Origin of the sequence: Streptomyces sp. NBC_01537 (assembly GCF_045040445.1) — a bacterium.
Classification (GTDB): domain Bacteria; phylum Actinomycetota; class Actinomycetes; order Streptomycetales; family Streptomycetaceae; genus Actinacidiphila.
Genome location: NZ_CP109392.1, coordinates 4,881,581 through 4,900,435 on the forward strand (window position 1 = coordinate 4,881,581; position 18,855 = coordinate 4,900,435).

At 68.7% G+C, this 18,855-nt stretch carries 18 protein-coding genes and 1 pseudogene; 9 read left to right on the plus strand and 10 right to left on the minus strand.

From position 1 onward, the window contains the following. Positions 1-25: 25 nt before the first annotated feature. The 6 genes and pseudogenes from gyrB to dnaA all read right to left on the minus strand — a co-directional run bounded on the left by gyrB (position 26) and on the right by dnaA (position 8,669). Positions 26-2,062, minus strand: coding sequence for a DNA topoisomerase (ATP-hydrolyzing) subunit B (gene gyrB / locus OG607_RS22465; protein WP_405726229.1), 2,037 nt, complete (start codon positions 2,060-2,062; stop codon positions 26-28). 224 nt (positions 2,063-2,286) lie between these two features. Then, the gene (locus OG607_RS22470) at positions 2,287-2,817 is read right to left on the minus strand and encodes a DUF721 domain-containing protein (RefSeq protein ID WP_405726232.1); all 531 of its coding nucleotides are present in this window, start codon (positions 2,815-2,817) and stop codon (positions 2,287-2,289) included. Further along, positions 2,814-3,944 carry a DNA replication/repair protein RecF gene (recF, locus tag OG607_RS22475; RefSeq protein WP_405726235.1) on the minus strand — a complete coding sequence of 377 codons (1,131 nt, stop codon included), beginning with the start codon at positions 3,942-3,944 and terminating at the stop codon, positions 2,814-2,816. Before recF ends, OG607_RS22470 begins: the two co-directional genes overlap by 4 nt. A gap of 34 nt (positions 3,945-3,978) precedes the next feature. Next, positions 3,979-4,866 (minus strand): annotated as a pseudogene (gene gnd / locus OG607_RS22480) (phosphogluconate dehydrogenase (NAD(+)-dependent, decarboxylating)); the annotation flags it as partial. A 77-nt stretch (positions 4,867-4,943) separates the two neighbouring features. After that, positions 4,944-6,074, minus strand: coding sequence for a DNA polymerase III subunit beta (dnaN, locus tag OG607_RS22485; RefSeq protein ID WP_405726238.1), 1,131 nt, complete (start codon positions 6,072-6,074; stop codon positions 4,944-4,946). A gap of 828 nt (positions 6,075-6,902) precedes the next feature. Then, the gene (gene dnaA, locus OG607_RS22490; protein ID WP_405726241.1) at positions 6,903-8,669 is read right to left on the minus strand and encodes a chromosomal replication initiator protein DnaA; all 1,767 of its coding nucleotides are present in this window, start codon (positions 8,667-8,669) and stop codon (positions 6,903-6,905) included. 346 nt (positions 8,670-9,015) lie between these two features. Between dnaA and rpmH the strand changes: the two genes are divergently transcribed. The 9 genes from rpmH (at position 9,016) to OG607_RS22535 (ending at position 15,662) form a co-directional block, all read left to right on the plus strand. After that, the gene (gene rpmH / locus OG607_RS22495) at positions 9,016-9,153 is read left to right on the plus strand and encodes a 50S ribosomal protein L34 (RefSeq protein WP_329315469.1); all 138 of its coding nucleotides are present in this window, start codon (positions 9,016-9,018) and stop codon (positions 9,151-9,153) included. 19 nt (positions 9,154-9,172) lie between these two features. Continuing rightward, on the plus strand, positions 9,173-9,568 hold the full coding sequence (gene rnpA, locus OG607_RS22500; RefSeq protein ID WP_405726245.1) for a ribonuclease P protein component: 396 nt from the start codon (positions 9,173-9,175) through the stop codon (positions 9,566-9,568). Beyond that, positions 9,565-9,882 (plus strand): membrane protein insertion efficiency factor YidD, encoded by a 318-nt coding sequence (gene yidD / locus OG607_RS22505; RefSeq protein ID WP_329315474.1) that lies wholly within the window; start codon positions 9,565-9,567, stop codon positions 9,880-9,882. Before rnpA ends, yidD begins: the two co-directional genes overlap by 4 nt. A 2-nt stretch (positions 9,883-9,884) precedes the next feature. After that, complete coding sequence (yidC, locus tag OG607_RS22510; RefSeq protein ID WP_405726249.1) at positions 9,885-10,946, plus strand: membrane protein insertase YidC; 1,062 nt, start codon at positions 9,885-9,887, stop codon at positions 10,944-10,946. Between the two features lie 13 nt (positions 10,947-10,959). Beyond that, on the plus strand, positions 10,960-11,454 hold the full coding sequence (locus OG607_RS22515; protein WP_405726252.1) for a protein jag: 495 nt from the start codon (positions 10,960-10,962) through the stop codon (positions 11,452-11,454). 132 nt (positions 11,455-11,586) lie between these two features. Continuing rightward, positions 11,587-12,330, plus strand: a complete 744-nt coding sequence (gene rsmG, locus OG607_RS22520) for a 16S rRNA (guanine(527)-N(7))-methyltransferase RsmG (RefSeq protein ID WP_405726255.1) — start codon at positions 11,587-11,589, stop codon at positions 12,328-12,330. Between the two features lie 249 nt (positions 12,331-12,579). Beyond that, positions 12,580-13,641 (plus strand): ParA family protein, encoded by a 1,062-nt coding sequence (locus OG607_RS22525; RefSeq protein ID WP_405726258.1) that lies wholly within the window; start codon positions 12,580-12,582, stop codon positions 13,639-13,641. Further along, positions 13,638-14,774: a ParB/RepB/Spo0J family partition protein gene (locus OG607_RS22530; protein ID WP_405726261.1), complete on the plus strand. Its 1,137-nt coding sequence runs from the start codon at positions 13,638-13,640 to the stop codon at positions 14,772-14,774. The genes OG607_RS22525 and OG607_RS22530 overlap by 4 nt, the downstream gene beginning before the upstream one ends. A gap of 270 nt (positions 14,775-15,044) precedes the next feature. Continuing rightward, entirely contained in the window at positions 15,045-15,662 is a 618-nt protein-coding gene (locus OG607_RS22535; RefSeq protein WP_405726264.1) for a GNAT family N-acetyltransferase, read from the plus strand. Between the two features lie 79 nt (positions 15,663-15,741). On the opposite strand, the gene trxA is transcribed toward OG607_RS22535, so the two are convergent. The 4 genes from trxA to sigM all read right to left on the minus strand — a co-directional run bounded on the left by trxA (position 15,742) and on the right by sigM (position 18,840). Then, positions 15,742-16,071 (minus strand): thioredoxin, encoded by a 330-nt coding sequence (gene trxA, locus OG607_RS22540; protein WP_405726267.1) that lies wholly within the window; start codon positions 16,069-16,071, stop codon positions 15,742-15,744. A gap of 68 nt (positions 16,072-16,139) precedes the next feature. Further along, the gene (gene trxB / locus OG607_RS22545; protein ID WP_405726270.1) at positions 16,140-17,120 is read right to left on the minus strand and encodes a thioredoxin-disulfide reductase; all 981 of its coding nucleotides are present in this window, start codon (positions 17,118-17,120) and stop codon (positions 16,140-16,142) included. Between the two features lie 107 nt (positions 17,121-17,227). After that, positions 17,228-18,127, minus strand: a complete 900-nt coding sequence (locus tag OG607_RS22550; protein WP_405726273.1) for a hypothetical protein — start codon at positions 18,125-18,127, stop codon at positions 17,228-17,230. Next, positions 18,124-18,840 (minus strand): RNA polymerase sigma factor SigM, encoded by a 717-nt coding sequence (sigM, locus tag OG607_RS22555; protein WP_405726276.1) that lies wholly within the window; start codon positions 18,838-18,840, stop codon positions 18,124-18,126. Before sigM ends, OG607_RS22550 begins: the two co-directional genes overlap by 4 nt. Between the last annotated feature and the right edge of the window lie 15 nt (positions 18,841-18,855).

An 18,855-nucleotide genomic window follows, 5' to 3' on the forward strand; every position in this document is an offset into this window, starting at 1 on the left:
CGGCTGCTGATGAGGCGTGGGCCGACTAGATGTCGAGGAAGCGGACATCCTTGGCGTTGCGCTGGATGAAGGAGCGCCGGGCCTCGACGTCCTCACCCATCAGCACCGAGAACAGGTCGTCGGCGAGCGCGGCGTCGTCCAGGGTGACCTGGCCGAGGACGCGGTGGTCGACATCCATGGTGGTGATCCGCAGCTCCTCGGCGTTCATCTCACCGAGGCCCTTGAACCGCTGGATCGAGTCCTCGCGGGTGCGCTTGCCCTGCTGGCGGCCCAGCTCGATCAGGGCGTCGCGCTCGGAGTCGGAGTACGCGTACTCGAAGTCGTCCCGGCCCCACTTGATCTTGTACAGCGGCGGGCGGGACAGATACACGTGCCCGGCCTCGACCAGCGGGCGCATGAAGCGGAAGAGGAAGGTCAGCAGCAGGGTGTTGATGTGCTGGCCGTCGACGTCGGCGTCCGCCATCAGAATGATCTTGTGATAGCGGAGCTTCGCGATGTCGAAGTCCTCGTGCACACCCGTACCGAAGGCCGAGATCAGCGCCTGGATCTCGGTGTTCTGCAGGATCTTGTCGATCCGGGCCTTCTCGACGTTCAGGATCTTGCCGCGGATCGGGAGAATCGCCTGGTACTGCGGATTACGGCCGGCCTTCGCCGAACCACCGGCCGAGTCACCCTCGACGATGAAGATCTCGCACTTGGACGGATCGTTGGACTGGCAGTCGCTGAGCTTGCCCGGCAGCGACGCCGTCTCCAGCAGCCCCTTGCGACGGGTCAGGTCACGCGCCTTGCGGGCCGCGACCCGGGCGGTGGCCGCCTGGATCGACTTGCGGATGATGTCCGCGGCCTCGGTCGGATTGCGGTCCAGCCAGTCGGTGAGGTGCTCGTGCACGACCTTCTGCACGAAGGTCTTCGCCTCGGTGTTGCCCAGCTTGGTCTTGGTCTGGCCCTCGAACTGCGGCTCGCCGAGCTTGACCGAGATGATCGCGGTGAGACCCTCGCGGATGTCCTCGCCCGCCAGGTTCTCGTCCTTCTCGCGGAGCAGCTTCTTCTCGCGCGCGTAGCGGTTGACCAGACCGGTCAGCGCCGCGCGGAAGCCCTCCTCGTGGGTGCCGCCCTCATGCGTGTGGATCGTGTTGGCGAAGCTGTAGACACCCTCGCTGTACTGGGTGTTCCACTGCATCGCGACCTCGACCGAGAGCAGTCGCTCCTTGTCCTCCGCCTCGATGTCGATCACCGTGGGGTGGATGAGCTCGCCCTTGCGCGAATTCAGGTACTTCACGAAGTCGACGATGCCGCCCTCGTAGAAGTACCGGACCGACAGCGGCTTGCCGTCCTCGTCGACGTGCTCCGGGCGCTCGTCCGTCAGCGAGATGGTCAGGCCCTTGTTCAGGAACGCCATCTCCTGGAAGCGCCGCGACAGCGTCTCGAAGGAGTAGTCGGTGGTCTCGAAGATGTCACCGTCGGCCCAGAAGGTCACCGTGGTGCCGGTTTCCGAGATGGGCTCGTTCTTCTGCAGCGGGGCCGTCGGCACACCCAGCTTGTAGTCCTGCGTCCAGCGGAAACCCTCCGTCCGGACCTCCACCGCCACCTTGGTCGACAGCGCGTTGACGACGGAGACGCCCACGCCGTGCAGACCGCCGGAGACGGCGTAACCGCCGCCGCCGAATTTGCCGCCCGCGTGCAGCACGGTCAGCACGACCTCGACCGCCGGCTTCCCCTCGGAGGGGATGATCCCCACCGGGATGCCGCGGCCGTTGTCGATCACGCGCACGCCGCCGTCGGCCAGGATCGTCACATCAATGGTGTCCGCATGACCGGCCAGGGCCTCGTCGACCGAGTTGTCGACGACCTCTTGGACGAGGTGATGCAGACCACGCTCACCCGTCGAGCCGATGTACATACCGGGACGCTTGCGCACGGCGTCAAGGCCCTCAAGGACCGTGATCGCGCTGGCGTCGTAGGACGAACCGCTGGACGGCGCGCCGGAGCCGGCTGCTGTGGACGTTTTGCTCTCGTTGGGGTTGCCGGAATCGGCCACGAAGCGCCCTTTCTGGCACAGCACGAGCCGTCTCCCGCTCCGGCGGGATCGGCTTCGTTGTTCGACATGTTCCGCGAGTGGGCGGCGTACGCCACCAGTCTACCGGTAGCGCCGACATAGATGGGGCTTTGGCGGTACCTGAGTTCCCATGTGCCGTCCTGAACCGCCCGCACCCGACTCCCTACACGCAACCCCCGGCCAAAAACGGCCTACGCGGGCGCTCAGGGCTTCGGGCTGTCAACCCCCCACTACCCATAGGTATCGCCAGGACCACGGCTGCCGGGCGCCCGCAGACGCCCGTACAGACGCGGCGGACCGGCCGGGGCCAGAACCTTGATCGACTTCACCGTGCCATGGCCCAGATCGGCATTCAGCCTGGCCACGATGGTGGGAGTGAGCAGCCGCAGCTGCGTCGCCCAGGCCGTGGAATCGCACTGGACGATGAGCACCCGCTCGTCCTCGTCGTACTTCTGCGGCTCGCAGTGCAGCGCGATGTCGTCACCCACCAGCTGCGGCCAGCGCCCCATCACCCCGCCCACCGCCGCCGGCGCCTCCCAGCCACGCTCGGTGATCAGCCGGTTGATCGCCGCACCCAGCGGCAGCGGATCACGCCCGTCCGCCCGCGCACCACTGCGCAGACCACCGCGCCGGGCCTGCTTCTTCTGCTGCGCCGCCGCACCCCGCGCCCGCGCCTGCTCCTTCGCCGCCCGCAACGCCACCCGCGCGAGGTCGACGCCGGACGGCTCCGGCGCCGGGTTCGGGATCTCCTGATCGCTCACGCCCGCTCCACCGCCCCGTCCTGCACCACATAGCGCGCACCGACCAGCACACCCGGCACGTCGTCGTCCACCGCCGCCGTCACCAGCACCTGCTCGCCCGGCGCCACCAGCTCCGCGAGCCGCGTACGCCGCTTCTCGTCCAGCTCGGCGAACACGTCGTCCAGGACCAGCACCGGCTCATTGCCGTCCGCGCGCAGCAGGTCGTACGAGGCCAGCCGCAGCGCCAGCGCGTACGACCAGGACTCGCCATGACTGGCGTACCCCTTCGCGGGCAGCTGGCCCAGCTTGAGGACCAGGTCGTCCCGGTGCGGGCCGACCAGCGTCACCCCGCGCTCGATCTCCTGCTTGCGGGACTCGGTCAGGGCCTCCATCAGCGCCTCGAACAGCCCCTCGCGCCCGCTCGCCGTGGCAAGCCGCTCACCGATCGAACCGCGGTACTCCAGCGCGAGCGGCCCGCCGCCCGGCGCCAGCTGCTCGTACGCCTTGTCGGCCAGCGGCTGCAGGGCGTGCACCAGATCCAGCCGATACGCCAGCAGCTCGGCGCCGGCCCTCGCGAGGTGCTGGTCCCACACGTCGAGGGTCGACAGGTCACCGCCACGGCCGCCGTGGCGCCGGGCCATCGCAGCGGACTTCAGGAGGGTGTTGCGCTGCTTCAGCACCCGCTCGTAATCGCTGCGCACCCCGGCCAGCCGCGGCGCGCGGGCGGTGAGCAGCTCATCCAGGAACCGGCGGCGCTCGCCCGGATCGCCCTTGACCAGAGCCAGGTCCTCGGGGGCGAACAGGACGGTCCGGACTATGCCGAGCACATCACGCGGCCGCACCTGCGAAGAGCGGTTGATCCGGGCGCGGTTGGACCTGCCCGGGTTGATCTCCAGCTCGACCAGCTGCTGCCGGTCACCCTGCACGACCGCCGCCCGCACGATCGCCCGGTCCGCGCCCATCCGCACCAGCGGGGCGTCATTGGCGACCCGGTGGCTGCCGAGCGTCGCGAGATAGCCGACCGCCTCGACCAGATTGGTCTTGCCCTGGCCGTTCGGCCCCACGAAAGCCGTGACGCCCGGGTCGAGCGGAACTTCGACCCGGGCGTAGGAGCGGAAGTCGGCGAGTGACAGATGCGCGACATGCATGGCTGTGCGCCGACTCCCTTCTGCTTCTGTGTTCTTACTTGCTCTCGACCGCGTGGCCGCCGAACTGGTTGCGCAGCGCTGCGATCATCTTCATCTGCGGCGAGTCGTCCTGACGCGAGGCGAACCGCGCGAACAGCGAGGCCGTGATCGCCGGCAGCGGCACCGCGTTGTCGATGGCCGCCTCGACCGTCCAGCGGCCCTCACCGGAGTCCGCCGCGTAGCCCTTGAGCCTTTCGAGGTGCTCGTCCTCGTCCAGTGCGTTGACCGCCAGGTCCAGCAGCCAGGAACGGATGACCGTGCCCTCCTGCCAGGACCGGAAGACCTCACGGACGTCGGTGACCGAGTGCACCGCCTCGAGCAGCTCCCAGCCCTCGGCGTACGCCTGCATCATCGCGTACTCGATGCCGTTGTGGACCATCTTCGCGAAGTGGCCGGCGCCGACCTTGCCCGCGTGGACCGAGCCGAACTGGCCCACCGGCTTGAGGGCGTTGAAGACCGGCTGCACCTTCGCGACGTCCTCGGGCTCGCCGCCGTACATCAGCGCGTAGCCGTTCTCCAGGCCCCAGACGCCGCCGGAGACGCCGCAGTCGACGAAGCCGATGCCCTTGGCCTTCAGCTCCGCGGCGTGCTTCTCGTCGTCCGTCCAGCGGGAGTTGCCGCCGTCCACGACGACATCGCCGGGGGAGAGCAGTTCGCCGAGCTCGTCGATCGTCGACTGGGTGGCCGCGCCGGCCGGAACCATCACCCACACGACCCTTGGCGCCGCCAGTTTGTCCACAAGCTCACCGAGGCTGTGGACATCGGCGAGATCCGGGTTGCGGTCGTAGCCGATGACCGTGTGGCCGGCCTGGCGGATGCGCAGGCGCATGTTGCCGCCCATCTTGCCGAGACCGATGAGACCGAGCTCCATCGTTGATCCTTCGTTCGAAGCCTTGCCTGACCTACGTTGAGCCTACGTCGGCGGGATACCGCCCGCGCCGCAGGCTCAACGGGCAGGACTCAGCCCGAAAGACGGACCGGCATGATCAGGTACTTGTACGCCTCATCGGCCTCGGCGTCGACCGCCGGACGGCCACTCAGCAGCGCGGGCTTGGTCGAGGTGGTGAAGGACAGCTGGGCCACCGGGGAGTCGATCGCGCTCAGGCCGTCCAGCAGGAAGGTCGGGTTGAAGGCGATCGAGATGTCGTCGCCGTCCAGCTTGGCGTCGACCCGCTCCACAGCCTGTGCGTCGTCGCTGGAACCGGCCTCCAGGGTGAGCACACCCTGCTCGAAGCTCAGCCGGACAGGGGTGTTGCGCTCGGCGACGAGCGCGACGCGCTTGACGGCCTCGACGAAGGGCGCGGTCTCGATCACCGCGATCGAGGCGAACTCGGTCGGGAAGAGCGTGCGGTACTTCGGCAGATCGCCCTCAAGGAGCCGGGTGGTGGTGCGGCGGCCCGCGCCCTCGAAGCCGATCAGGCCCTCACCGGCGCCGGAGCCCGCCAGCGCGATGGAGACGGTGTCGCCGTTCGTGAGCGACTTGGCGGTGTCCAGCAGCGTCTTGGCGGGCACCAGGGCGACAGCGGAGATGTCCGGCTGCTCCGGCTTCCACAGGAACTCGCGGACCGCGAAGCGGTAGCGGTCGGTGGAGGCCAGGGTGACCGTGTCGCCCTCGATCTCGATCCGTACGCCGGTCAGCACCGGGAGGGTGTCGTCACGGCCCGCGGCGATGGCCACCTGGGCGGCGGCCGCGGCGAAGACCTCGCCGGGGACGGTGCCGGTGGCGGTGGGCATGTCGGGCAGTGCCGGGTACTCCTCCACAGGCAGGGTGTGGAGTGTGAACCGGGAGCTGCCGCAGACGACGGTGACCCGGGCGCCCTCGGTGGAGATCTCCACAGGCCTGTTGGGAAGTGCGCGGGCGATGTCGGCGAGCAGCCGGCCGGAGACGAGGACGGTGCCGTCCTCCTCGACGTCGGCCTCCACCGAGACCCGGGCCGAGACCTCGTAGTCGAAGCCGGACAGGCTCAGCGAGCCATCCTCCGCCTTCAGCAGCAGGCCCGCGAGAACGGGCACCGGGGGACGGGCCGGGAGACTGCGGGCCGCCCAGGCCACTGCCTCCGCGAGTACATCGCGCTCCACCCGGATCTTCACCGGAACCGCCTCCTGCTTGTTGCTGGCTGTCTTTGCCCGGGGACCAGTCTGACAGCCGTCACTGACAACCGGAGCGGGTTGGGTCAAGCCTGCCGTCAGCATGCCAGGCGGCCCGAGGCGCGGTTGTGCACAGGCCCCGCTTCGAAGCGGACTTCCCGGGATCTCTAGTTAGTCGTAGTAGTAGGGGCTGTGGATACCGTGGATAAGTGGTTCCTGCGCAGGTCAAGCCCCGTTTTTTGTCCACCGGTCCTGTGGACCGCACCTGGGGATGAACACCTGGTTCTGTGGACAGCCAAAAGTTGTGCACACGGGATACACAGGACAGGCCTGGTTCTCCCCAGCACTGTCCCCAGGAATACCCAGGTTCTCCCCAGCCGAATCCACCCCGTTGGTGTGACGGCTTTCACTCTTACCGGCGAGAAGGCGTGTTTGGTTGCCGAACAGTGGACAGAGCTGTGGAGAAGCTGGGGACAACCGGCCCCAGGCTGTGGGCAGCCGGTGGACAACTCCGGAGGGCCGCTGTGGGCGGTGGTTCTGTCCACAGCCTGGGGATCAGGGTTGTTCACAAATCCCCAGCCCTCCCACCTGGCGTCACGAGTATGCCGGAGGCCCGGCTGTGGACAGGGCTGGGACAACTTGGACATCCCCAGGCTGTGGACGGGGATTTCCGGGCCGAGCTGTGGAGAGACGTTCCTGTCGGCCCCCGTAGGACAAGGAATCGAACAGGCGCAGGACAGACGTACGGTCCGGGGCGGACTGCCGCGGACAACGCAGAGCGCCCCGGGAGGGGCTCCCGGGGCGCTCTGGTGCGTAAGAGACGGTCTCGCGTCAGCTCTTGATGCGGTTGGTGAGCTCCGTGACCTGGTTGTAGATGGAGCGCCGCTCGGCCATCAGCGAGCGGATCTTGCGGTCCGCGTGCATCACCGTCGTATGGTCGCGGCCCCCGAACAGCGCGCCGATCTTCGGCAGCGACAGGTCGGTGAGCTCGCGGCACAGGTACATGGCGATCTGCCGGGCCGTGACGAGCACCCGGCTGCGCGAGGAGCCGGAGAGGTCCTCCACGTCCAGGCCGAAGTACGAGGCGGTCTCGGCCATGATCGCCGGACCGCTGATCTCCGGCAGCGAATCCTCACCGCCCGGGATCAGGTCCTTGAGCACGATCTCGGTCAGCTGGAGATCCACCGGCTGCCGGTTGAGGCTCGCGAAGGCGGTGACCCGGATCAGGGCGCCCTCCAGCTCGCGGATGTTGCGGGAGATCCGGCTGGCGATGAACTCCAGCACCTCCGGCGGGGCGTTGAGCTGCTCCTGTACGGCCTTCTTGCGCAGGATCGCGATCCGGGTCTCCAGCTCGGGCGGCTGGACGTCGGTGATCAGGCCCCACTCGAAGCGGTTGCGGAGCCGGTCCTCCAGGGTGACCAGCTGCTTGGGCGGCCGGTCGGATGAGAGCACGATCTGCTTGTTGGCGTTGTGCAGGGTGTTGAAGGTGTGGAAGAACTCCTCCTGCGTCGACTCCTTGCTCGCCAGGAACTGGATGTCGTCGACGAGCAGGATGTCCATGTCCCGGTAGCGCTTGCGGAAAGCATCCGCCTTGCCGTCCCGGATGGAGTTGATGAACTCGTTGGTGAACTCCTCCGAGCTCACATACCGGACCCGGGTGCCCGGGTAGAGGCTGCGCGCGTAGTGCCCGATGGCGTGCAGCAGGTGCGTCTTGCCGAGGCCGGACTCGCCGTAGATGAACAGCGGGTTGTACGCCTTGGCCGGCGCCTCGGCGACCGCCACGGCGGCGGCGTGCGCGAAGCGGTTGGACGCGCCGATGACGAAGGTGTCGAAGAGGTACTTCGGGTTCAGGCGGGCGGTGGGCTCGGCAGGGCCCGACGGGCTGCTGCCTCCCCCGCTGGGCTTGGCCGGGGGCTCGTGGCGCACCGGCGCCTGTGGCTGATGCTGATGCTGTGGCTGCTGCTGGGGCACGGGGTGCGGCTCGTAGCGGGGCTGCGGGGCCTGGAGATAGGGGTCGCGCTCGCCGTAGCCGCCGCCGGGCGGGCCGGGGCGCTGCTGCTGCCAGGAGTCGGGGGCCTGCTCGCGGGGCGGCCAGCCGCCGGGGGCGCCGCCCTGGTGGTCGGGGTAGGCGCGGCGCAGCCGGGGGCCGTCGTCCATGGGGGGCCGGTCGTAGGCCTCGTCGTACTCGCGCCGGTGCTGGCCGCCGTACGGCTGCTGGGGTTCGGGGGCGCCGTAGGGCTGCTGCTGCCCGTACTGCTGCTCCCCGTACTGGGGCGGGGCGGGGGCCGGCGGCTCGGGGGCCGCGGGGGCGGGGCCGGGCTCCGCGTCGGCGCCGGAGGCCACCGCGATGGCGATCCCGACCGGGTGACCGAACTCATGGCTGAGCACCTCGGTGATCAGCGGCAGCAGCCGTCCTTCGAGGACGCTCTTGGCGAATTCATTGGGGGCGGAGAGCACCGCGGTGCCCGCGACCAGCGCGAGCGGCTGGGTGCGCTTGAGCCAGTCCGCGTCCTTCGGTTTCAGGTCCTCGCTGTCCACCAGGATTTTCTGCAGGACCCTTGGCCACACTGAGGCAAGATCGGCAGTCACGTCGGCCACAGTGCACGCTCTCTCGAAATCCCACGAAGGTGTGGTTCTAGGGACGGGCGGGAAGGAATCGGGGTTCAGCCACGGTAGTCAGCGTATGGTGCCCGGTTCAAGTCGTTGTCCACAGGCTGTGCAAAAGCCCGTCGGATGGACGCGCTCCGGGGGCCGCCGGTTCCGGTTTGACCTGATGACCCGGCCGCGCGTACCGTAACCAGGTCGAGTTGTCGATGGCTGCTGCCGCCTGCCTACCGATGGGCGAAGAAGCGGTGCACCCAGATGTTCCGCGAGCTTCCTCGTGGGCGCACGGTGACAGCCAGGCGACGCCCCGCAACACACGAATTCATCCTGGAGCCCCCGAGTGAGCAAGCGCACCTTCCAGCCGAACAACCGTCGTCGCGCCAAGACCCACGGCTTCCGGCTGCGTATGCGTACGCGCGCCGGTCGCGCGATTCTCGCGACCCGCCGCGGTAAGGGCCGCGCCAAGCTGTCCGCCTGATTCGCACAGGCCTTATGTCGTGCTGCCCTCCGGGAATCGGCTGAGGCGGCGCCAGGACTTCGCGACCGCGGTACGCGGGCGCAGGGCCGGACGTCCGTTGCTGGTCGTCCATCTGCGTACGCAAACGCGTACGGACAACGGCTTTGCCGATGACATCACGGACCCGCATGCGGCGGGGGGAACCGTTCCCCCGGCGCGTGCGGGTTTCGTCGTGAGCAAGGCCGTGGGCAACGCGGTCACGCGCAATGTGGTCAAGCGCCGGCTTCGGCACCTGGTCCGCGAGCGTCTGACTTTGCTGCCCCCCGGTAGCCTGGTAGTCGTACGAGCGCTGCCCGCCGCGGGCGACGCCGAATACGAGGAGCTGGCCCGAGACCTGGATGCCGCGTTGCAACGGCTCCTGGGGGTGGCGCGATGAAGTACCCGCTGCTGGCGTTGATCAAGATCTATCAGTGGACGATCAGCCCGCTGCTCGGTCCGGTCTGCAAGTACTACCCCTCGTGCTCCCACTACGGGTACACGGCGATCGACCGGCACGGTGCGGTCAAGGGCACGGCCCTGACCGCATGGCGGATCCTGCGATGCAACCCCTGGTCGCTGGGCGGGGTGGACCATGTTCCGCCACGCAAGCGGCCGCCGTGGCACGATCGGCTGCGGCGCTACTTGCGGGGCCGCGGAGGCGGGTCCGTCACACCCGAGCCCGCCGAGACCCCTAACGCCCAAGGAGCCTGACCGTGGGGATCTTCAACCCCCTCTACGACGCCGTTTCCTGGATCATCGTCCAGTTCCATTCGCTGTACAGCCACGTCTTCGACAAGGACAGCGGCTGGGCGTGGGGTCTCTCGATCATCTCGCTGGTGATCCTGATCCGTATCTGCCTGATCCCGCTCTTCGTGAAGCAGATCAAGTCGACGCGGAACATGCAGGCGCTCCAGCCGAAGATGAAGGCGATCCAGGAGCGCTACAAGAGCGACAAGCAGCGTCAGTCCGAAGAGATGATGAAGCTGTACAAGGAGACGGGCACCAACCCGCTCTCCTCGTGTCTGCCGATTCTGGCCCAGTCGCCGTTCTTCTTCTCGCTGTACCACGTGCTGAGCTACATCGCGCAGGGCAAGGAAGTCGGCGTCCTCACGAAGGAGCAGGTGAACAGCGCCCAGCACGCCCATATCTTCGGCGCCCCGCTGTCCGCGAAGTTCACCGACAGCGCCGCCACGCTGCACGATCTGGGCGCGACGCTGGCCGATGTGCGCGTGGTCACGATCATCATGATCGTCCTGATGTCGGCCTCGCAGTTCTACACGCAGCGCCAGCTGATGACGAAGAACGTCGACATGACGGTCAAGACGCCGTTCATGCAGCAGCAGAAGATGCTGATGTACGTCTTCCCGATCATGTTCGCCATCTTCGGTATCAACTTCCCGGTCGGTGTCCTCATCTACTGGCTGACCACCAACGTGTGGACCATGGGCCAGCAGATGTTCGTGATCCGCCGGAACCCGACCCCGGGCAGCCTCGCGTTCAAGGAGCGGCAGGAGCGGCTGAAGGCTGCGGGCAAGCTGAAGGAAGAGCCTGCCAAGGCGGAGACCGCGGACGCGGCGCCGGTGAAGCGGGCCCAGCCGAAGCGGCAGACGAAGTCCCAGCGTCAGACGGGCGGCGCCCAGCCGTCGGCCGCGAGCGGCGGTGCGGCCAAGAAGGCGAGCACCGCGCCTCCTGAGGACGCCAAGCCCAGCAAGCCGCAGCCCAAGGCGCAGCCCAGCAAGCCGCAGCCCAAGCCGAACCTGTCGAAGAAGAAGTAGAGGAGTCCATCCCGTGACGGACGGCAACACCACCGACGCTCTGACCCGCCTGGAGCAGGAGGGCGAGATCGCGGCCGACTACCTTGAGGGTCTGCTGGACATCGCCGATCTCGACGGGGACATCGACATGGATGTCGAGGGCGAGCGCGCCTCTGTCTCGATCGTCGGCGAGGGCTCCAGCCGTGACCTGAACAAGCTGGTCGGGCGGGACGGCGAGGTGCTCGAGGCGCTGCAGGAGCTGACCCGGCTCGCGGTGCACCGCGAGACCGGCGACCGCAGCCGTCTGATGCTGGACATCGCCGGCTTCCGGGCGCGCAAGCGTACCGAGCTGGCAGAGCTGGGCACCAAGGCCGCAGAGGAGGCCAAGGGCTCCGGTGAGCCGGTGAAGCTGAGGCCGATGACCCCGTTCGAGCGCAAGGTCGTGCATGACGCGGTCGCGGCGGCGGGTCTGCGCAGCGAGTCCGAGGGCGAGGAGCCCCAGCGCTGTGTGGTCGTTCTCCCTGTCTGATCCGGCTGTCTGATCCGGCCCGTACGTGATCAGCGTTACGTGGTCATTCGGCCCCGCCTGTTCGCAGGCGGGGCCGATGCTTGTAAGCCTGGTAGCGAACCATGCACGACTCGAACCATGCACGACTGAACCATGCACGACGGAAGGACGGTCCTCGTGACGGACGAGGCGGCAGCGGAGCTTCCCCCGGCGCCGGAAGTGGCGCGGGAGGTCTTCGGAGAGCGCTACGCGGACGCGGTGCGCTATGCGGAGCTGCTTGCCGACGCCGGAGTGCGTCGTGGGCTGATCGGTCCGCGGGAGGTGCCCCGGCTGTGGGAACGCCACCTGCTGAACTGCGCGGTGCTGTCCGAGGTGATTCCGCAAGGTGTCTCGGTGTGCGATGTGGGCTCCGGGGCCGGGCTGCCGGGGATCCCGCTGGCGCTGACCCGTCCTGACCTGTCGATCACCCTCCTTGAGCCGCTGCTGCGGCGTACCACCTTCCTGGAGGAGGTGGTGCGGCTGCTCGGCCTGGGCAATGTGACGGTGGTGCGCGGTCGTGCCGAGGAGATGGTCGGCAAGCTGCCCGCGGTGGACGTGGTGACCGCTCGCGCGGTGGCGCCACTGGACCGCCTGGCGGGCTGGGGGCTGCCTCTGCTGCGTCCGCACGGGGAGATGGCCGTACTCAAGGGGGACACCGCTGAGGAGGAGCTGAAGGCGGCACGGGCCGCGCTCAGCCGGCTCGGTGCGGTGGAGACGTCCGTGGTCCAGGTCGGTGAGGGGATCGTGGACCCGCCGTCGACGGTGGTGCGGGTGCTGGCGGGGGAGAGTCCTGGCGGTGTGCGGGCGGCGACCCGCCGGGCGAAGGCGGCGCGTGCGAGCCGGCGGCGTCAGCGCTGAGGCGAGCAGCTCCGCTGAGGCGAACGGCTCCTACAAACGGTCAAAACGACATAATTCGGAGTGTCGCGTAGGAAAGCGGGCGCGGGGCTGCGCATCGTGTTTCACGTGAAACGTCGCTCCCTGCTTCCAGGAATTCTCGGCCGGGCCCGCGCGGCGGCCGAATCGCGCTCGTTCAGGGCCGCTCAGACGACTCAACCGGTGGATTCATCCACAGGAGATCGGGCCTCACTGGTTCACAACCCCGAAAGCATGGCAGGCTCTGTTCATCGCGAGCTTGCAGTTGTCGAGGAGAGTGAATCCTTGCGGTCCGACGCCAACATCGCGGGACCGATGACCGATCCGGTCCCCGGTCCCCGCACCGAGTCGTATGGGGAGGATGTTTCACGTGAAACACCGCCCCCGATGGACGACACCCCCATTGGCCGTGCCGCCCAACTGGCGGTCGAGGCGCTGGGACGGGCCGGAGAAGGACTCCCCCGCCCAGCCGAGACACGGGTGATCGTCGTCGCCAACCAGAAGGGCGGCGTCGGCAAGACCACCACGACGGTCAACATGGCCGCCTCGCTGGCCCTCCACGGGGCCCGGGTCCTGGTCGTGGACCTGGACCCGCAGGGCAACGCCTCCACGGCCCTGGGCATCGATCACCATGCCGAGGTGCCGTCGATCTATGACGTCCTGGTGGAGAGCAAGCCGCTCTCCGAGGTCGTCCAGCCCGTCCCCGATGTGGAAGGGCTGTTCTGTGCGCCCGCCACGATCGACCTGGCCGGCGCGGAGATCGAGCTGGTCTCCCTGGTGGCCCGGGAGAGCCGTCTGGAACGGGCCATCGCGGCCTATGAGCAGCCGCTCGACTACATCCTCATCGACTGCCCGCCCTCGCTCGGCCTGCTGACGGTCAACGCCCTGGTGGCCGGGGCTGAGGTGCTCATCCCGATCCAGTGCGAGTACTACGCCCTGGAGGGTCTGGGACAGCTCCTGAGGAACGTCGAGCTGGTCCGCGGCCACCTCAACCCCAAGCTCCATGTCTCCACCATCCTGCTGACCATGTACGACGGCCGGACCCGGCTGGCGTCGCAGGTGGCGGACGAGGTGCGAACGCACTTCGGCAGGGAGGTGCTGGGCACCAGCATCCCGCGTTCGGTCCGTATCTCGGAGGCGCCCAGCTACGGTCAGACCGTGCTGACGTACGACCCGGGATCCAGCGGAGCGCTGTCCTATCTCGAAGCCGCGCGGGAGATGGCGCTGCGCGGTATTCCGGGCACCCCGGAATTCAACTCAATGAACGAGCACAGCATGTCGGAGGGGATCCAGTGAGTGAGCGACGCAGAGGACTCGGCCGTGGTCTCGGCGCGCTGATTCCGGCCGCGCCGACCAGCGCGGACAAGGCGGCCGCGACGGCCGTGGCGACAGCCGCCTCGCCCTCGGGGGCGCAGGTTCTGACCGCGGAGCGGGGAATCGCCGCCGCCAAGGTGGCCGGCCTGACGGAGCGCAACGGGCAGCACACCGAGGCACCGGTGGCCGTCATCCCGGTCTCCCGGGAGAACGAGGCCGCCCCGGAGTATCCGGCACCGGCAGAGGTCGCGGGCGCGCACTTCGCCGAGCTGCCGATCGACTCCATCACGCCCAACCCGCGCCAGCCGCGTGAGGTCTTCGACGAGGACGCGCTCGCCGAACTCGTCACCTCCATCAAGGAGGTCGGTCTGCTGCAGCCGGTCGTGGTGCGCCAGACCGGCTCCGAGCGCTACGAGCTCATCATGGGCGAGCGCCGGTGGCGGGCCTGCCGTGAGGCCGGCCTGGAGCGGATCCCCGCGATCGTGCGGGCCACGGACGACGAGAAGCTTCTCCTGGACGCCCTCCTGGAGAACCTGCACCGCGCCCAGCTCAACCCGCTGGAAGAGGCGGCCGCCTACGACCAGTTGCTGCAGGACTTCTCCTGCACCCATGAGCAGCTGGCCGACCGTATCGGCCGCTCCCGCTCCCAGGTCTCCAACACCCTGCGGCTGCTCAAGCTCTCCGCCCCCGTGCAGCGCCGGGTGGCCGCCGGAGTGCTCTCGGCCGGGCATGCCCGCTCCCTGCTGTCCCTGGAGGAAGTCGAGGACCAGGACCGGCTGGCGAGCCGGATCGTGGCCGAGGGGCTGTCGGTACGTGCGGTCGAGGAGATCGTGCACCTGATGAACGCGGAGCCCAAGGCGGCGAAGAAGACCGCCGGACCGAGGGCCGGCAGGCGGTTGGCGCCGGCGCTGACCGATCTGGCGCTGCGGCTGTCCGACCGGTTCGACACCAGGGTGAAGGTCGACCTGGGCCAGAAGCGCGGGAAGATCGTCGTCGAGTTCGCCTCGATAGAGGATCTGGAGCGCATCCTCGGCACCCTGGCGCCCGGCGAGGGCAGGGTGCTGGAGAGCACCCTGACGGACGAGTCCGGAGAACTCGCGGAAGACGACGAATAAAACAGGCAGAGTGCAGGGAGCGGGCCGGATTCCGGGAGGGATCGGGCCCGCTCTTTGCTTGCCGTCGGTGTCGGACTTGTCCTCTCACAGCTACGATGCGTAAGAGATGGAGCGGCACCTCCGGGGAGGGAAGCCCATGCAGTCCGTGCGGCGCAGCGGGGTGGAGCACGAGTGGCAGACGGTGACGCTGGTGGCGGCGGGACTGGGCCTGGGCGCCGTGGGCGGCTTCGTCGGCAGTTGGGTCCACGACAGAAACGAGGGTCTGACCACATGGGGCGTCGGCTCGTTCCGCTCACGCTGGACAACCTTCCGGACCTCCCCAAGCGCTGCCGGTCGTGTGTCTTCTGGGAGCTCGACCCGGTAAGCGGCGAGGCCGCGGTCCAGGCAGGCAAGCCCGAGCTGGAGAAGGAGGCGTGGATCTCCGCCGTCCTGCTGGAGTGGGGCTCGTGCGGACGGGTCGTGTATGTGGATGACGTCCCGGCTGGGTTCGTGCTCTACGCGCCTCCGGCGTATGTGCCGCGCTCCCTGGCTTTCCCGACGAGCCCGGTCGCCGCTGACGCCGTACAGCTGATGACGGCCCGGATCATGCCCGGCTATCAGGGCCAGGGGCTGGGCCGGGTGCTGGTGCAGACGGTCGCCAAGGATCTGGTGCGGCGGAACGTCAAGGCGATAGAGGCCTTCGGTGACGCGCGGTGGGAGGAGCCCGGATGCGTGCTGCCCGCCGACCATCTGCTGGCGGTGGGCTTCAAGACGATCCGTCCGCATCCCCGATTCCCCCGGCTGCGGCTGGAGCTGCGTACGACGATCTCCTGGAAGGAGGACGTCGAGATGGCCATCGACCGTCTCCTGGGAGCGGTCCAGAAGGAACCCGTGCTCAGACCTCTGTGAACGCGAACGGGCCCGCTCCGGATGGAGCGGGCCCGTTTCACGTGAAACGTCAGCCTCAGTCTCAGCCTCAGCCTCAGCCTCAGCCGATGAAGTCGGAGAGGTCGCGCTCGATCGCGGCCTTCGGCTTGGCGCCGACGATGGTCTTCACGACCTCGCCGCCCTTGTAGACGTTGAGGGTCGGGATGGACATCACACCGTACTTGGCGGCGGTGGCCGGGTTCTCGTCGATGTTCAGCTTGACGATGGTGATCTGGTCCTCGTGCTCTTCGGCGATCGCCTCCAGGGACGGGGCGATCTGGCGGCACGGGCCGCACCACGCCGCCCAGAAGTCGACGAGGACGGGCTTGTCGCTGTTCAGGACTTCCTCGTCGAAGGTCGCGTCGGTCACGATCTTGGTCTTGCCGGCCACTGCGTTCTCCTCAGTGTTCTGGTAGGTGCTTCAGGCTTCGGGGTTCAAGGCGTTCGGACTTCAAGGTGTCAGACCGCGACGGCGGTCTCCGGCTCGCGGGCCTGCCCGGCCTCGGCGTCGCTCAGGGCGGCGAGGTAGCGCTCGGCGTCCAGGGCGGCGGAGCAGCCGGTGCCGGCCGCGCTGATCGCCTGGCGGTAGGTGTGGTCCACGACATCGCCCGCGGCGAAGACGCCGGGGATGTTCGTCCGGGTGCTGGGGGCGTCGACCTTGAGGTAGCCCTCGTCGTCGAGGTCGAGCACACCGGCGAACAGGTCGGTGCGCGGGTCGTGGCCGATGGCGATGAACAGTCCGGTCACGGGCAGCTCGGAGGTCTCGCCGGTCTTGGTGCTGCGCAGGGTCAGACCGGAGAGCTTGTTGTCGCCGTGGATCTCGGCGACCTCGCTGTCCCACACAAACTTGATCTTCGGGTCGGCGAACGCGCGCTCCTGCATCGCCTTGGAGGCCCGCAGCGAGTCCCGGCGGTGCACCACGGTCACGGAGCTGGCGAAACGGGAGAGGAAGGTCGCCTCCTCCAGCGCGGTGTCGCCACCGCCGATGACGGCGATGTTGTGCTCCTTGAAGAAGAAGCCGTCACAGGTGGCACACCAGGACACACCACGGCCCGACAGCTCGTCCTCGCGCGGCAGGCCCAGCTTGCGGTGCTGCGAGCCGGTGGTGACGATGACGGCCTTCGCCCGGTGGACCGTGCCGGCGGAGTCGGTGACCGTCTTGATGTCGCCGCTCAGATCGACCGCGACCACATCGTCGGGGATCAGCTCAGCGCCGAAGCGCTCCGCCTGGGCCCGCATGTTGTCCATGAGGTCGGGGCCCATGATGCCGTCACGGAAGCCGGGGAAGTTCTCGACGTCGGTGGTGTTCATCAGCGCACCGCCCGCCGTGACCGCGCCTTCGAAGACCAGCGGCTTCAGGGACGCACGGGCGGTGTAGAGCGCGGCCGTGTAGCCCGCAGGCCCGGATCCGATGATGATGACGTTACGGACGGTCGTCACGGGTTTCTTCCTCGTCTCTGCCGACTGCTGTTGGACCCTGCCGGGGGACTGTGTCCATCCCGCCTAACGGATCCTACGGGCCCGGCATTCCCGCGCCTGCCCCGCCGCTATCGCGCGTACGTGTCCTTGCTCAGCACCTTGCCCGCGGAGGCCGGCGTGGACTTCGTACAGGAGGCGTCGACCACATAGCCGTCGACCTTGGCCGGATCGGCGGTGTCGGGGAGGAGAACGAGGTAGGAGTCGGTGTTCTCGTAGGTGCCGTGGTCGTAGGCCAGCGGGTCCTCGGAGCGGCCGATGCCCTGCCTCACACAGTCCGGAAGGGCTGCGGAGGTGGAGTTGGTCAGGTACGGCTCGGGCTCCTTGCCCGAGCCGAAGGCATGCATCGAGCCCTCGCCCGACGCGGCCGGCGCGGCGCCCAGGAGTTCGTACACGCGATCCTGAAGGCTCTGGTGGCCCTTGGCCGCGGCGGAGCCGGCGGCGTCGCTGGTGCTACTGGCTCCGCCGTCCATGCTGAGGGAGTGGGTGAAGAGGTAGCCGCCGAAACCCAGGACGGTCACCGAGGCCGTGACGAGCAGCCCCTTGGCCACGCGGCGACGGGTACGGGAGTGGGGGCGGCCTGGGCCGCTGGGGGCGGACGAGTGACCACTGGGGCGGTCGGGGCCGGGCGTTGTTTCACGTGAAACAGACGTAGGCGCTGCGACCGGGTCCGCTGTTTCACGTGAAACATCAGCTCCGCGCGGCGCGGAATCGAGCAGTGCCTCCGCCGCCAGCGCCGCGTCGATCCGGCCTGCGATGTCAGCGGGCATCCGGGGCGGGCCGGGGAGGGTGCCGAGCAGGCTGCGGATCTCGTCCAGTGAGCTGCGTACGTCGGCGCAGAGCACGCAGTCGTCGAGGTGTCCGCGTACATCGGCGGAGCGGTCGGGCGGGAGGATTCCCTCGGCGAGGGCTGAGATCTCAGCGACCTCCGGATGCTCGTCCGTGCCGGTCGTGCCGGTGGTCGAAGTCACTGGTGCCCACCTCCGCCCTTCGTGAGGCCCTGATCATGGTCCTGCTGTCGGCTCTGCCCTTGTCCGGTGTCCGTCTCTGGGACGGATGACCCCTCGGTCCGGTTCCTTCCCCCACCCGCCTCACCGCTACCCCCGGTGCCGGCGCGCAGATGAGTGAGGAGCGGGAGGAGTCTGGCCCGGCCTCTCGCGCATCTGCTCTTCACGGTGCCGGCGGGCACCGCCAGGACGGCGGCGGCCTCGGCAACCGGGTAGCCCTGCATGTCGACCAGGACCAGGGCGGCGCGCTGCTCGGGTGGCAGCGTGGCGAGTGCGAGGATGAGTTCACGGTGCAGCTCGCCCCTTTCGGCAGGGGCGGCGGCGGACTCATGGGGTTCGAGGAGATCCTCGAACTGCCTCTCGTCGATGACGGAGGCGGTGCGGCGGGACGCCGCCTTGCGGGCCCGGTCCAGGCAGGCGTTGACGGTGATCCGGTGCAGCCAGGTCGTGACGGCCGACTGGCCCCGGAAGGTGTGGGCGGACCGGAAGGCCGAGACGAGGGCGTCCTGCACGGCGTCAGCGGCCTCCTCGCGGTCCCCCAGGGTGCGCAGCGCCACCGCCCACAGCCGGTCGCGGTGGCGCCGGACTATCTCAGCGAAGGCATCCGGGTCCCCCGCGACATGACGGGCGAGGAGGTCGCTGTCGCTGACCTCCCCGCCCGCACCTGGCTCTGCCACGCTCCCCCGCTCTCA